Source organism: Bacillus thuringiensis (assembly GCF_022095615.2).
GTDB classification, from domain to species: Bacteria; Bacillota; Bacilli; order Bacillales; family Bacillaceae_G; genus Bacillus_A; species Bacillus_A cereus_AG.
Window position 1 is genome coordinate 2455460 of the sequence record NZ_CP155559.1, and the last position, 15428, is coordinate 2470887.

The window sequence follows — 15428 nt, forward strand, 5'->3', positions numbered from 1 at the left end:
CAGTGAAACTATATAAGCTTAATAACAGTAACAGATGGTGCAGCTATAGTTGTCGCCGTACCAAAGGCATTTTGTAGAGTCAGAATATTTGGCCCCGCACCAGTATTAAACACGGTACTGCCGCCAACTGCAGGTTGGATATCGTTGTTGGTTCCAGTATTCGCAACGGATTGTAGCGATGCTGTTAACTGAGTTCCGTTCAGGTACAAGGCGAAAGCTCGTAGTTGACCAGCTGCTAGTGAATTTGCATTTGAGTTCCAAATCGCATAATATGTTTGATTCGGAGCTAGAACTATATCAGTGGATCCCGCAGTGTGTGATATTGCTGTCCCATTGATAACATTGTTGGTAACAAACGGAACACTAGCGTTGCCTGCAACAGCTACGTTTGCAAGATTGGAAACTGTTGCATTGTTTGCAACAGTAAGTGGCCCAGTAGGTCCAGTGGCACCAGTAGGTCCAGTCGCTCCTGGATCACCAGTTGGCCCAGTAGGTCCAGTGGCACCAGTAGGTCCAGTCGCCCCCGGATCACCAGTTGGCCCAGTAGGTCCAGTAGCACCAGCAGGTCCAGTCGCCCCTGGATCACCAGTTGGCCCAGTAGGTCCAGTAGCACCAGCAGGTCCAGTCGCCCCCGGATTACCAGTTGGCCCAGTAGGTCCAGTAGCACCAGCAGGTCCAGTCGCCCCCGGATTACCAGTTGGCCCAGTAGGTCCAGTAGCACCAGCTCCGGCTCCAGTAGGTCCAGTAGGTCCAGTCGGTCCGATAGCACCAGTAGCGCCAGTAGCACCCGTCGTTCCAGTAGGAATTGGAGTTACATTTATTAATTGAATTACTAAATTTAAAAGAAGTTGTAATGTTGTAGGAGCAATAATTAAGGTGAAGAAAAATGCTACAAGAGCACTGTAAAATTGCTGTAGTAATATCGCTATTTGAGTTAGGGAAATTGTAGGTGATTGCAGTAGTAATAAAATACTTTGAATTAGTTGAATTAAATAATTACCTTCTGGTGAAGGAGCTAATGACTCAATTAAAACTAAAAGTTGATTAAATAAATTAATTACTACTAATCGATTTGCATCACTTGGATTTGCAAAAAATATTGCAATAGCCGCTATTAAAGAATTTAACAAGAAAATTAATTGAGTTATTTGTTGGCTAGTAATTGGAACTGTTTGTGGATTATTGCAACAATCTGGTGTAAAAGAAATATGATTACATTGATTGTTGTTAAAGCAATCATTATTTTTCATTTGTTTCCTCCTTTGGTATCTGAATTTTGAGTATTTTTATATTCTAAGAATCCTCAAAAACATAATTGTATAAAGTTTTTGTAAAACAATATGATCCTGAGAATAGAAAAACCTGACTAATAAAATAATTTTATTTTTGTTCAACTTCTATGTTAATTATATGCTTGTATTAATTTAATGCTTAAATAAAATACCTATAAAAAGGAATCTATTTTAACTTCTTTCATATATTTCAAAGTTATTAGTATAGGTGCAAAGTACTTAATTTAATAGTAAGGTTTACATAAAAGTAATGTCTATGATAAAGGTACAAAGCAGGTTATATTCTTGAAAAGAACAAATTGTATGTTGCTACATATATATAAAGAGAGAAAATTTAATGGATATAAATTGCTCCTGTTGCTCCTGTTGCTCCTGTTTAAATATTAGGAGGGTCATATAAATATAAACAAAATGTATCTCCTATTTAGGAGGTGCATTTTGTTTTTGAAATGTAGGTGTCTATACTTTGAAATTTTTGTCCATCATCTTAAAAAGAACTGATTAAGAGAAACAGGAATACAGTATAGAGATAAATTATTTTATTAGAAGAAATATAAAAAAGTGCTAACAAGTTTGCAAACGAACTTGCTAACACCTATACGGAATAGACATAAAACATCGCTGATATGTCGTCTTTGAAACTAGTTTTAATCAGTTAAATCACACTTATACGAAATGCTCATAAAAACAGTCTTAATATCAAGAATATAATCATCCAGATATTCCTTTGCTATTAAGACGAAAACGGGGCATGATATTGGTTTCTACTCCTGAGTTTGCATCAAATAATAAGAAATTACGGTTTGTAAAACTAAAAGTTCAACAGGCTACAAACGGCATAAAATGGATTAAGATATTTAGAGATTTAAAAGATGATTTTCGTATAGGTGGAGAAGTTGAATTAGGGCATATTCTTCAATATCCGAAAGATTATATGCTAGGAACAAATATTAGGGTGTTGCTTCCATACAATGAGAGAATATATAAAGTTCAAGGTACTAAAATAAAACCTGGTATAAAAGTAAAAGAAAGAGAGTATCTATTTAAAGGGTTTCAACAAAAATTCTCTTATTTCACATTACTACCAGAATGTAAAAAGATAGCAACAAATAATGAAAATGAATTATTCCCTTTCATTGCACCAAAAGGATTAGAGGCTATAACGTTAGAAATATGGTCTGAAAAAATATCGTTGGAAGTTGAACAAGCGTTATTTGAAAGTGAAATTGTGTTAGCTCAAATCGGTGAGTCGTTATATGTATTAAATGCAGATTCTCCAGTATTGTTAAAAATAGTAAGATATAATATTGAAAAAGTATTGCAAAATCCATATAAAATGCAATATTGCCAGAAATACAAAACAAATTTAGTAGAGGATGTTATGAAAGCGGTTTATGCTACTGCAGGTGAGCGCAATGATGCGACATTGGCGTTAATCGCAGTGAAAAATTGTGATGGGCGTGAAAAAATTGATCCAAAGCAAATCGTTAGAGAAGGGTTTGCACGAACAAACCGTATTTCAGCATTTATTAATTTATTTATAGGCCAAAGTGTAACCCGTAAAACAATAATAAATTGTATTCTTAGTTTATTAGAACAAAAAGGATTTTTGAAACGTAGTTGGAATAAAATAAATTTACCTTGTACATATGTTAATTTATCAATTGAACGAATTTCGAAATTTGATTTCTTACCTATTGTTTCACAAATAAAAGGAAAAGAAATTTCATATAAATTATATGGGAGTACAGAGTGGCAAACGCTAGATCGCTTATTATTAAATATAAATAAACATAATACCTTTTTACCGCAGCCTTCAAAAAGAAATGATATGGGAATTCAATTTAAACAATTTGTTTTTGAAACATTAAAGGGAATTTTACAACGTGCAAAAGAGAAAAATGAGCAAGTGTATTTCATTGTAGATGCAAATTTAAGAAAATATTGGATAAAAGAGTTGCAAAATAAACAAATTGATGTAGATATTTTGCCGGAGATTGTTCCTGATGTGCTAAAGGTTCCTAATCTAAACGTTATAAGAATAAATACAGCTTTTGATACACCAAAATACGGTGTGATAGAACATGAGGATGTTCCTGAGGGCACAAGTTTATATGTAGATCAAAAAGGGATGTATTATAGCACTGGCGAATATTCGCTAAATGGTAGTGAAACATTGCAGCGATACATACTTGAAATATTAACGCTAGGTGTAAAACCTGTAGAAAGGAATTACATCGCTAAAATGATACACTATATGTGCTGTAATTCAAGTATGCTTTTGGAAAAGAATATACATATGCCGTATTCTATGCATATGGCGAAAGTAATAAAGAGCTATATGACTGATATAGATGCAAGAGAGTTTAAAGAGTTTGATGATGAATTGGATGTAGATACAATGAAAATAGAAAAGAAAGATTCAATTATTCTGCTTTAAATAATTGTAGACAAATCTTGCTCGTAATATCGATCAGGATTTGTCATTTTTTCATGTAAATAAGGATATCCTTTGTCATGTATCTTGTCTTTTATGTATTTACTTTATTTACATACAGGATTAAGATATTTTTTAGAAATACAAAATCTACATCATATGGAAAAGCAATATGAATTGATTCAAAAGAAATTTGAAAGGAATGAGGAATTGTGAAGAAATTAGATGTGCTATTAATGCTATTAAGCGGCCTCTTTCCAGTTGCAGGAATTATGAAGCAAATCCCACTTGAACAATCTTTATATATTGGAGGCCTATTATTTTTTACTAGTTTCGGTAGTTATTTTGCGAAAAAAATATATTCACGCATATGTAGCTGGATAGCGTATGCTCCATTTATAACACTACTGTTAGTCATTTGGCATCAAGATATTTCGACAAGTTCAATCATAGCGAATGCAAAAATTGCCGCTTGTATCGCTTTAATTCCATGTTTATTCCGTTTTCGTACATATGGACTTACTTTCGGTTTATTGTCATTATGGGCCGCTTTACTTTGGGATATTAAAGAAGTACAGTCGTTAGTCATACTTGAACGTATGTCGAGTTTAATGACAAGCAATTTCAAATACCTCATGCTTTTAGTTGGCGGACTTATATTAGGTGGATTACTTGCGATGTTATTACATCGTAAAGAGCAGGATGATAATAAAGAAAATATAAATCTATTTCAACAAAAAAAGAAACGTAAAAAATTATCATTTAAGATTCCGCTTCCAAGATTACCGAAATTTAAGATAAAATTATTTAAGTTTGGTGGAAAAGCATCAAAACGAAAAACGCCAGAAAAAATACGTGAGCATAATTACGAAGAACCAGCTTCAGCTGCAACATATGAAATGATAGAGCAAATACAACAATATAAAGAAGGTACAGCTCAAGGGCAAACAAGGATGGAACGTCGTAGAAATAGGTACAATATATAAGAAATTTCAGTAAACCCTTTAATGATTTATCATTAAAGGGTTTTTTATGTAATTAAATATATATTGCTAATGCGGAATTCATAGCATACTCTAAAGTTGAGGACTTAAATAAAATAATGGGAGGACAAAATGCTTATTATTACATATATTTCTGTCTGTATATTATTTTTAGTTAGCTTTTTACATGTTTACTGGGCTTTCGGAGGTAAGTGGGCAACAAATAGTGTTATTCCAACAAAATCTGGAGAAAAGGCATTTATACCAGGTACAGGAATGACATTGTTCATTGCATTATTATTAAGTATGGCAGCTATAATTTTATTACAAAAAACAAACGTTGTTCATTTCGCAGTTCCTAATATATTTGTTCAATTTGGAGCCTGGATTTGTATGATTGTTTTTTTCATAAGAGTAATTGGTGAGTTTCATTATTTTGGTATCTTTAAGCGAAAAAAAGATACGCAATTTGCTAGAATGGATACTGTTTTATATATACCACTTTGTGCATTTTTATCTTTATCATTCTTACTAACAATAATAACGTGAACATAAAATAGTACTTGCTTTCTTTAAAATAAATAAACGTGAATTAGCAAGGAGTAAAAGTGATAAATCTAGTAGGAAATAAAAAGGATGTAAGCGTCTTCTTATCGAAATATAGATTATTATGAAAGGCGGTGACACTATGAAGTATGTAAAAGTCTGTATGAATGGCGGAAGTGAACACAAATTTTCGATGACTCTAGATCGATTTGAAGAACTTATTACTACAGAGAATGGACTATTAGAAAATAAATTAGTTAGTATTGAAAATGTAATGATTAATCCTACTAATATATCTTCTGTAGTTGAAAAAATTGGTGTACCGGCTAAGTTTATGGAAGCTTAAAAATCGGTAAATAAAAAACATCCATAGGGATGTTTTTTATTTATAAATATGATAATTGTACAATGAATATATGAGAAAAATTTTTAGCAATACGTATGTATTTGATGTGTAATAGATGCACAATAAAATAAGTACAAGCATATATTATCTAGTAGGACAAGACCTTCGTGTCCTACTTAATACTCAGAAAAAACCTCTATCACATGAGAGCATCTAATTACAGGGTGCTCTTTTTTTATCCTGCTTTTGAACTTTCAATTTTAAACATATCTTTGATGTTAATAAATATTAAAAATAATATAATAGCAAAAAGTAAGTTAGATAAATAGAAATCTTGATGAAATAGTAATTCGAAGATGACATCGAAAACATATAATAAGGCGATAACAGGTAATATACAAATAAATATAAATCTCCAATTTTTTAAATAATGTTTATAAGTAGTAAATACTTTCCCCATACATATAGCTCCTATATTTTTATTTTCTATATAATTATACATTTAAATAAAAGGATTTACAAAGGGGTATTTAGTAATTAAGAATTGTAGGGAGAGATTTTGGCGGAAAAGTAGATAGCTGTAGCAATTTGATTAATAACTGCCTTTACTTAAAAAAACTTTTAAAGGACGATACTAAAATGATACACTATAATCTACGTTATTTATGAAATGAATAGAGGGATTTATGTGATAGATAAAATCAAAAATGTTGTAGAAGATATGTACGAAGATGAAGCAAAACATTTACTTCAAAGTATTCTAATTCAGTTAAATTTGTTAGAAGAAAACTATAGTGAAGATACCATTAAAAATTTGATGGATATTCCTAAACAACTAACGAGTAATACATCTTATAAAAGAAATGTTAAAGAAAGCTCACATATACATATTGCTTTTGATGATTCAACAGCTGGATGTTTAAAACATATGCTGGGGCAAGAAGAACGATTGGAAGAGAGGGTTGTCGTATTTTCTGAATTCTTTTCAATTGGACCGATAAACAAGTTACATATGAATGAGGGACAACTTGCAAGACAGAAATGGTTAGTAAACAACTTAACCGCTTATGATAGTTATTTTGAAGAGGAATACTTACCGCGGTTTCTAGAAACTATGGAAGAACTACACGCTATTCCTAGTGAAACGCCTATTACAATTTGGAAAGCTAATAATGCACATGAACATGTAGGCCTATGTTTTGTAATGGCGCAATTAAAAGATAAGCAAAACATTCGCGTTATTAATACGTCTGAAGCAAGTAAAGAAATATTAAAAAAAGAGTATGCTATTCGTGGAACAGGGGAATTATCACCTGACAGTTTATCTCTATTCCAAAAAAGTTTTGCAGAATTTCCTTATGTAACGGAAGAAAAACGAATACAGTATGAATATGAATGGGATCAATTATCGAATAGCACGGAGTTTTTAAGAGTTTGGATAGAAAATGAAGTGCATTCTGTACAAGAAGATTATTTTGATCAATTTATGATTGAATGTGCGAAAAGTGTAGGTGCTGATTGTGACTTCCTAAAAGCTCCTAGAGTAATTGGTGAGGCGCTTGGTCTTGTAAAGCAATCAGTTGGCGATACGTTTTTAGAATATCGCTTAAAGGAATTAATAAAAAAAGAAGTTTTTGAATTTGAAGGTTCGTTAAATGAAATGCGCTTTTATAGTGTGAAGTTGAGAAAATAATATATCTATTCTTTTTATGAAAAAACTCGTATTTTAAAAATACGAGTTTTATTTTTTATTGAATTTAGGCTATACATAAGCTTCCTATAGAGGGCATATCACATATAAATGTTAAAGGTAATGAATGAAAAGAAGGTGATTTGTTAATATGTATAACCAGCAAAATTATCCATATGATCAAGCAATGTATTATAATCCACAACAATACAATTATGAATCTTTAAATGAAATGAGAGATATGGAACAAGAAGATTATAGACCCGATGATGCAGAAGATGCTCCAACTTCACCACCACCGTCACAAGCGCCATCGTTACCATCTACATTTGCTTCTCCAGCACAAGCAGGCAATATGAAATCATGGATGTGTAACTGTCTAGGAAGATGGGGATATTTACGTTTACATCGTTCTGGCCCTTTCGGAAGGGACTTATGGTTCTTCCCGACTGAAGTAAGAAGAAACGGGGTATCAGGTTATACTTGGCAAGGTGGTCGTCGCCGTAAAGTAAGCTACCGCTATCAACAAATTAGTAATTTTATGTGCTTCGCATAAAAAGAAGTGAGAGAGTAAAATTATTCTACTCTCTCACTTTTTTATTTTTCAATATACGAAGTAAGATTTTGGGTGAAAATTTACAATTTTCACGTTTTTATTAGAGTATAATGCATATGTTGGTTGGTTTTCAAAAAACAAATGAGAGTGAGGGAATACAATGTCAATGAAAAATAAAGTTGGCCGAAGAATAGAAGATGGCATTAATTTAGCTTCAGCTCAGTTTAAAGAAGATGCATATGAAATTTATAAAGAATCGCGAAAAATGCAACCTTTATTGTTTGTAAATGAAGTCGAACTCGGTAAAGAATGGCTGATTACAAGATATGAAGATGCTCTGCCACTTTTAAAAGATAATCGTTTGAAAAAAGATTTGGCAAATGTGTTTCCCAAAGATACAACGAACATGTATCTTTCCGTTGATAATAGTGATCATTTAACAACACACATGTTAAATTCAGATCCACCTAATCATAGCCGGTTACGATCTTTAGTTCAAAAAGCTTTTACACCGAAGATGATTACACAATTAGACGGAAGAATTCAAAGAATAGCGGACGATTTAATAAATGAAATAGAGCGAAAAGGCACATTAAATCTTGTGGATGATTATTCGTTCCCATTACCGATAATTGTAATAAGCGACATGCTTGGCATTCCAAAAGAGGATCAAGCGAAATTTAGAATTTGGTCTCATGCTGTCATTGCATCGCCAGAAACACCTGAAGAAATAAAAGAAACCGAAAAACAACTATCTGAGTTTATTACATATCTTCAATATATAGTTGATGTAAAACGAAAAGATCCAAAAGAAGATTTGGTTAGTGCGCTAATACTTGCAGAAAATGAAGGGCATAAACTTAGTGCTCCAGAGCTATATTCAATGATAATGCTGTTAATCGTTGCAGGACACGAGACAACAGTGAATTTAATTACAAATACAGTATTAGCTTTTCTTGAAAATCCAAATCAATTACAGTTATTGAAAGATAATCCGAAATTAATTGATTTAGCTATTGAGGAAGGATTACGTTTTTATTCTCCAGTTGAGATTACAACTGGAAGATGGGCGGCTGAGCCTTTTCAAATTCACGAACAAACAATCCAAAAAGGAGATATGGTTGTCATTGCATTAGCTTCGGCAAACCGCGATGAAACAGTATTTGAAAACCCAGAAGTCTTCGATATTACTCGGGAGAATAATCGTCATATTGCCTTTGGACACGGTAGCCATTTCTGCTTAGGCGCTCCACTTGCTCGTTTGGAAGCAAAGATTGCTATTACTACTTTGTTTAATCGAATGCCTGAAATCCAAATAAAAGGGAATCGTGAAGACATTAAATGGCAAGGTAATTATTTAATGCGTTCTTTAGAGGAATTACTATTAACATTCTAGAATATTTATTTTAAGACATGCATACATCGAAAATGATTTACATAGAGTATCTATGTGTTATTTAAATTCGAAACGGAAGGGTGAAAACATCCCAATGATCAACTAATTCTATTTGTAAGAGATCTTCGTTAAAAAACGAAATATTCTTCTGAATAGGATTAGTCTGTACATGTATAGAAAAGGGATGTATTTCGCTCTGCGAATATATAGTCTTTTTATATGATTTGTGCTGCCTCCTGTTCAGAACATGAAATAGGAGGCTTTTTTATGTCGACAAATGTAGAAACGAAACAAAATCATGGGGTATCACAAGTATTGAAAAATAGATTTGTACAGGGAATTTTAGCATCAGCATTATTTTTACAAATTGGTATATGGGTTCGGAACTTTGCGGTATTACTGTATGTAATGGAAATGACGAAAGGTGATGCTTTTGCTATTTCAATGATTTCGGTTGCTGAGTTTGCTCCCATTTTTATTTTCTCATTCATTGGTGGAACCTTTGCTGATAGGTGGAAGCCAAAGAAGACAATGATATGGTGTGAGACGTTAAGTTCTATCTCCGTATTCGCTGTATTAATTACACTTATGTTTGGAACATGGAAAATCGTGTTTTTTGTTACGCTTATTTCTGCAATCCTTTCGCAGTTTTCTCAACCATCAGGTATGAAATTGTTTAAACAGCATTTATCAACGGAACAAATCCAATTAGCGATGTCAATATATCAAACAATATTTGCGATTTTTATGGTATTAGGACCGATTCTTGGAACATTTATCTTTCATAGTTTTGGAATTTACATTTCAATCATCATAACAGGTATCTCGTTTTTACTTGCGGCAGTTGTATTGTTATTTCTTCCGAAAGATCTTGAAAACGACGTAGAAAAGAAAGATATCACTCTGTGGCAGGAGATGAAGGATGGTATTAAGTATGTCAAAAAGAAAAAAGCATTAACTTTGCTAGGGCTTTGTTTTATGGCAGCAGGACTCGGTATCGGTTTAATTCAACCACTTGGTATATTTATTGTAACTGAGCAGTTAGGGTTATCTAAAGAGAGTTTACAATGGTTACTAACAGTAAATGGTGCAGGAATGATTGTTGGCGGCGCTTTAGCGATGGTATTTGCGAAAAATGTTGCACCGCAAAAGATGTTAATTGTAGGGATGCTCGGTCAGGCGATTGGCATTGGTATAATAGGTTATTCGACGAATTTATGGGTGACACTTACAGCACAACTTTTTAGTGGGTTAGCTCTTCCGTGTATCCAAATAGGTATTAATACGCTCATTATTCAAAATAGCGATACTGATTTTATTGGTCGTGTAAATGGCATTTTAAGTCCACTATTCACCGGTTCAATGGTAGTAACAATGAGTGTAGCTGGTTCATTAAAAGAGGTGTTCTCATTAAGTACGATGTATGAGGGCACAGCTTTACTATTTATAATTGGATTATTATTTATTTTACCTATATACAATTTAAAGCCAGTAATAGCGGTAGAAAGTGAAATGAATGGTAAAGGAAGTGCTGTGCAACATGAATCCTAATCCAAATGTAAAATACCCAATTGAAGGAAATCAAAATGTTCATTTTATAAAAAATACAATAACGAAAGCTAATATACTCGTTGGTGACTATTCTTATTATGATGCGAAAGATGGAGAGACATTTGAAGATCGAGTATTACATCATTATGAATTTCTTGGAGATCATCTTACTATTGGAAAGTTTTGTTGTATTGCAAATGGAGTTACTTTTATTATGAATGGAGCAAATCATCGGATGGATGGATTTTCGGCATACCCATTTAATATCTTTGGAAATGGGTGGGAGAAGTATACACCTGGTTTGTCTAATTTGCCATATAAAGGTGATACAGTTATAGGAAATGACGTTTGGATTGGTATGGATACCACGATTTTGCCCGGAATAAGAATAGGCGATGGTGCAATAATAGCAGCTAAATCTGTTGTGACTAGAGACGTTGCACCATATACAATTGTTGGTGGAAACCCTGCAAATAAAATAAAGGAACGATTTACAAATACAATAATAGAAGAATTATTGCAAATTCAATGGTGGCATTTTGACATTGAAAAAATAACTGAAAATATAGATGCTATTGTACGAGGAGATATTGAACCATTAAGAATACTAAAAAGGGAATAAAAAATGCATTCTAAAGAGTATCATACCTCCGAATTTTGTTAATGATAATAGAACAAGGAGGTGTGATACTATGGCACAAGACGTTTTATGTGAAGTAAACAACTGTAAATTTTGGGCTAACGGCAATAAATGTAGTGCAGATGCAATTTATGTAGTAAGTAATAAAGGGAAACAAGCATCAACTACGGAAGAAACAGATTGCAAAACTTTCGATCCAGAAATATAAAATTTTAAAGGGTAGCCAAATCGTGGTTGCCCTTTTATTAATACTAGTATTGATAATAAATCTCATTTTCATTCATTATTTTTAACTTTTCTTGTTAATTTTTATATTTTCTTCATAAGTGATGCAATCCAATGTAATTCATGTTCAATACGCGATTTACTAAATTCAATGACTTCTGTAATAAAAGAGGAGCTAATATTTAAAGATTGAATAGCAGTAAGCTGTTTATGTAGTACATCTTGGCGTATTGTTAAAATTTCTTTTCTAGCTTCGTAATTAAGTTTTTCAAATAGCGCGATACGCACAAGGAATTCAGCGTTATTTGTCGCAATCTTTTCGGGAAACTCTCTTAACATTTCAGAAAAAATTTCTTCTCCTGTTTCAGTTATGTCGTACATATTTCGGTTTGGTTTTCCGACTTGTTTATGTATTTTTTTCGTTATAGCACCCATATTTTCGAAGCGCCGAAGTGCGGGATACAGTGTATTATGATTTAATTCGAAATTCTCACCTAACCGATTTTGAACATTTTTCTTTATTTCATATCCGTGTTTTGGTCCAGTCGTTAATTCTGCTAGTAATAAAATGTCAACGTACATAAAAATCCCCCTTATATATTTCTCAAGTTCTCCAATGAAAAATCCCCTTTAGCATATGTTAAAATAACATATGTTAGATTATACAACTTTGAACTACCGACCTATCACTTTTATTGTAAAAGAAAAGGGAGGAAAGAACTATGGCTTCGCCTGAAAATGTGATTTTAGTTCATGAAATTTCAAAGCTGAAAACAAAAGAAGAATTGTGGAATCCGTATGAGTGGTATCAATTTATGAGGGACAATCATCCGGTTCATTATGATGAGGAGCAGGATGTATGGAATGTTTTTTTATACGATGATGTAAATCGAGTTTTATCGGATTATCGCTTATTTTCAAGTAGAAGGGAACGAAGACAATTCGCAATCCCACCTTTAGAAACGAGAATAAATATAAACTCTACTGATCCACCAGAACATCGCAATGTACGTTCAATAGTTTCTAAAGCATTTACTCCAAGAAGTATAGAACAATGGAAACCTCGAATACAGTCTATCGCAAATGAACTTGTACAACATATAGGAAAATATAGTGAGGTTAATATCGTTGAAGAGTTTGCTGCACCGTTACCTGTTACCGTCATATCCGATTTATTAGGAGTGCCAACAACGGACCGTAAAAAAATTAAAGAATGGTCTGATATTTTATTTATGCCATATAGTAAAGAAAAATTTAACGATTTGGATGTAGAAAAAGGAATTGCGTTAAATGAATTTAAAACGTATCTGCTTCCAATTGTTCAAGAGAAAAGATATCATTTAACCGACGATATTATTTCAGATTTAATACGAGCTGAATATGAAGGCGAAAGATTAACCGATGAAGAAATAGTTACTTTTTCTTTAGGCTTATTAGCGGCAGGTAATGAAACAACTACAAATTTAATTATTAATAGCTTTTATTGCTTTTTAGTGGATTCACCTGGAATATATGAAGAGTTAAGAAAAGAACCTACATTAATTTCAAAAGCGATTGAGGAAGTATTACGCTATCGCTTTCCCGTTACATTAGCTAGGAGGATTACAGAGGACACCACTATATTTGGACCTTTAATGAAAAAGGATCAAATGATTGTTGCATGGGTAAGTGCAGCAAATGTAGATGAGAAAAAATTCTTACAAGCTTCTGAGTTTAATTTACACAGAATAGGAAATGAAAAGCATTTAACCTTTGGTAAAGGTCCTCACTTTTGCTTAGGGGCACCACTTGCACGCTTGGAAGCTGAGATTGCATTAAAAACTTTTATAAATGCTTTTGAAAAAATAGAGTTATCTTCATCTTTCAATTTAGAAAAATGTATATTGGAAAATGAACAAACTTTAAAATTCTTACCTATTAGCTTAAAACTTCAATAAAACTGTGCAGCAAGGTACAAAATTATTGTACCTTGCTTTTTTATTTCTCAATTGTAAACTTTTGGTAGGTTGTTTAGTATGGAGGTGTGTGAAAAAGAATAGAGGAGGACGTTTATGTTAACGTGTAATGGAAGTAAAACGTTTCAAACATTTATTAAAGCTGTAACGGATTTAATTGATAGTAATTTATTAGAAGATCAAATTGTTTGTGCGATTGAAAAATTACTAGAAGAACTTTTAGAAAAGAAAACATGGCTTCCGTTAGAAAAACAGAAGGCGAATTCGGCTCAGTATGCACGACACTTGTTATATGAAGATCCTTTAAATCGTTTTGAAGTATTAGCTCTTGTATGGAAAGATGGACAATCTACACCTTTACATGATCATGATGGTACATGGGGAGTAGAAGGAGTTTTTACAGGAAGGATAATGGTGCAGAATTTTATACAAACTAAGCAGCTTGAAAATTCACTTGTTTATTTAACACATACAGGAAATCTTTATTTGGGAGAAGGCGAAACAGATAAAGTCATTCCACCAGCTGATTGTCATATTCTTGAAATATCCGAAAATGAAAGCGTTGTCACAATTCATGTTTATGGAAAACGTTTAGAAAAGTTTAAAATATATGTCCCAACTGAAGAAAAGAATGTGTACATGTGTGAGACAAAATATATTAGTTATAGTTCATAGTTTAAAATCAAAAGCTTTTCTTTTTATAGAAAAGCTTTTGATTTTATTTTTAATTATTTCTTGACCTGAAACGCTTTTCATAGATTATAAATAAGGAGTACTTCACGAGATCAGTATGAAAACGATACCTTTTGTTTAATAAGAACTCGTGTATTTATAGAAAGTGGTGAAGAAATAATGAAATTAATCGCAATTGATTTAGATGGAACTCTTCTTTCGGGGAATAAAATGATTAGTAAAGAAAATGCAGAAGCAATTCGAAAATGTCAGGAAGCTGGTCATGTTGTTGCAATTTGTACAGGACGTTCTATCGTCGACATTGAACGATTGTTGTTAGAAGTTAATTTAGATTGTCCAATTATCGCGGAAAATGGTGCACTTATATATAAAGATAAAAAAATGATGAAGAGATATCCAATTCAAAATATGCAGGCACTTGAGATTGTAGACTATCTTGAAGAGAATGGCTTATATTATCAGCTTTATACTAATAAAGGTGTATATGTACCAGATTATGGAGTAGAGAGTGTGCGTAATGAGATAGAATATGTGAAGAATTCAAAAGAAAATTTTGATTTGAAAGAGTTAGAAACGATTGCAGCATTATATCTTGAACATACAGCATTTCATAGTGCAGAAAGTTGTAAACCAATTGTAGAAACTGATATACATGTGCATAAGCTTTTACCATTTTCTTATGACATAGAAAAATTAAAAAAGTTAAAAGCAGCGTTTCTGCATAATACTGATTTAGCAATTACATCTTCGTATTGGCATAATTTAGAGATTAATCACCGAGACGCTCAAAAAGGAAATGGATTATATACTTTAGCAGAACATCTGAATATTCCAGTTGAAAATACTGTAGCGATAGGTGATGGGCTAAACGATGTATCGATGATGGAAAAAGCAAACATATCAATTGCAATGGGGAACGCAGTCGAAGAAATAAAAGCGATGTGTCAATACGAAACCTTATCAAATGAAGAACATGGTGTTGCACATGCTTTATATAAATATATAATGTAATAAAAAAAGAAAAAAGAATCTACATAGATTCTTTTTTCTTTTTATTAGGGGTAAGGTATTCTATGAGATTCATAGAAGCCTTATTACATTTTATTATATAGAATATA

15 protein-coding genes and 1 pseudogene are annotated in these 15428 nt (G+C 32.5%); 13 read left to right on the forward strand and 3 right to left on the reverse strand.

What is annotated here, in order from left to right:
- Nucleotides 1–8: 8 nt before the first annotated feature.
- Nucleotides 9–1250, reverse strand: a complete 1242-nt coding sequence (locus tag KZZ19_RS12685) for a collagen-like repeat preface domain-containing protein (protein ID WP_348638040.1) — start codon at nt 1248–1250, stop codon at nt 9–11.
- Between the two features lie 739 nt (nt 1251–1989).
- Between KZZ19_RS12685 and KZZ19_RS12690 the strand changes: the two are divergent.
- The 4 genes and pseudogenes from KZZ19_RS12690 to KZZ19_RS12705 form a co-directional block, all read left to right on the forward strand.
- Nucleotides 1990–3732, forward strand: a pseudogene (locus KZZ19_RS12690) (RNaseH domain-containing protein); the annotation flags it as partial.
- A 209-nt stretch (nt 3733–3941) separates the two neighbouring features.
- Nucleotides 3942–4715 carry a DUF3959 family protein gene (locus KZZ19_RS12695; protein ID WP_098344244.1) on the forward strand — a complete coding sequence of 258 codons (774 nt, stop codon included), beginning with the start codon at nt 3942–3944 and terminating at the stop codon, nt 4713–4715.
- Nucleotides 4716–4844: 129 nt separating this feature from the next.
- Complete coding sequence (locus KZZ19_RS12700; protein WP_237980525.1) at nt 4845–5261, forward strand: DUF3995 domain-containing protein; 417 nt, start codon at nt 4845–4847, stop codon at nt 5259–5261.
- A 139-nt stretch (nt 5262–5400) separates the two neighbouring features.
- On the forward strand, nt 5401–5604 hold the full coding sequence (locus KZZ19_RS12705; RefSeq protein ID WP_000878362.1) for a hypothetical protein: 204 nt from the start codon (nt 5401–5403) through the stop codon (nt 5602–5604).
- Nucleotides 5605–5839: 235 nt separating this feature from the next.
- Here KZZ19_RS12705 and KZZ19_RS12710 read toward each other — a convergent pair whose 3' ends face one another.
- Nucleotides 5840–6064: a hypothetical protein gene (locus KZZ19_RS12710; protein WP_088096482.1), complete on the reverse strand. Its 225-nt coding sequence runs from the start codon at nt 6062–6064 to the stop codon at nt 5840–5842.
- 228 nt (nt 6065–6292) lie between these two features.
- On the opposite strand from KZZ19_RS12710, the gene KZZ19_RS12715 reads away from it, so the two are divergent.
- From KZZ19_RS12715 to KZZ19_RS12740, 6 genes are all read left to right on the forward strand, one after another.
- Nucleotides 6293–7297, forward strand: a complete 1005-nt coding sequence (locus KZZ19_RS12715; protein ID WP_237980486.1) for a DUF1835 domain-containing protein — start codon at nt 6293–6295, stop codon at nt 7295–7297.
- A gap of 148 nt (nt 7298–7445) precedes the next feature.
- Nucleotides 7446–7850, forward strand: a complete 405-nt coding sequence (locus KZZ19_RS12720) for a hypothetical protein (RefSeq protein ID WP_237980484.1) — start codon at nt 7446–7448, stop codon at nt 7848–7850.
- 160 nt (nt 7851–8010) lie between these two features.
- Entirely contained in the window at nt 8011–9246 is a 1236-nt protein-coding gene (locus KZZ19_RS12725) for a cytochrome P450 family protein (protein WP_237980482.1), read from the forward strand.
- Nucleotides 9247–9513: 267 nt separating this feature from the next.
- A complete protein-coding gene (locus tag KZZ19_RS12730) occupies nt 9514–10797 on the forward strand; it encodes an MFS transporter (RefSeq protein WP_088096486.1) in 1284 nt (427 codons plus the stop codon).
- The gene (locus KZZ19_RS12735; RefSeq protein WP_237980480.1) at nt 10787–11419 is read left to right on the forward strand and encodes a Vat family streptogramin A O-acetyltransferase; all 633 of its coding nucleotides are present in this window, start codon (nt 10787–10789) and stop codon (nt 11417–11419) included. The genes KZZ19_RS12730 and KZZ19_RS12735 overlap by 11 nt, the downstream gene beginning before the upstream one ends.
- Nucleotides 11420–11489: 70 nt before the next feature.
- Entirely contained in the window at nt 11490–11645 is a 156-nt protein-coding gene (locus KZZ19_RS12740) for a DUF1540 domain-containing protein (RefSeq protein WP_000046093.1), read from the forward strand.
- A 101-nt stretch (nt 11646–11746) separates the two neighbouring features.
- Here KZZ19_RS12740 and KZZ19_RS12745 read toward each other — a convergent pair whose 3' ends face one another.
- Nucleotides 11747–12244, reverse strand: a complete 498-nt coding sequence (locus KZZ19_RS12745; RefSeq protein WP_088096488.1) for a PadR family transcriptional regulator — start codon at nt 12242–12244, stop codon at nt 11747–11749.
- A 140-nt stretch (nt 12245–12384) separates the two neighbouring features.
- Between KZZ19_RS12745 and KZZ19_RS12750 the strand changes: the two genes are divergently transcribed.
- From KZZ19_RS12750 to KZZ19_RS12760, 3 genes are all read left to right on the forward strand, one after another.
- Complete coding sequence (locus KZZ19_RS12750) at nt 12385–13599, forward strand: cytochrome P450 (protein WP_088096489.1); 1215 nt, start codon at nt 12385–12387, stop codon at nt 13597–13599.
- Between the two features lie 114 nt (nt 13600–13713).
- Complete coding sequence (locus KZZ19_RS12755) at nt 13714–14292, forward strand: cysteine dioxygenase family protein (RefSeq protein ID WP_237980478.1); 579 nt, start codon at nt 13714–13716, stop codon at nt 14290–14292.
- A 177-nt stretch (nt 14293–14469) separates the two neighbouring features.
- The gene (locus tag KZZ19_RS12760; RefSeq protein ID WP_237980476.1) at nt 14470–15321 is read left to right on the forward strand and encodes a Cof-type HAD-IIB family hydrolase; all 852 of its coding nucleotides are present in this window, start codon (nt 14470–14472) and stop codon (nt 15319–15321) included.
- Nucleotides 15322–15428: the final 107 nt, after the last annotated feature.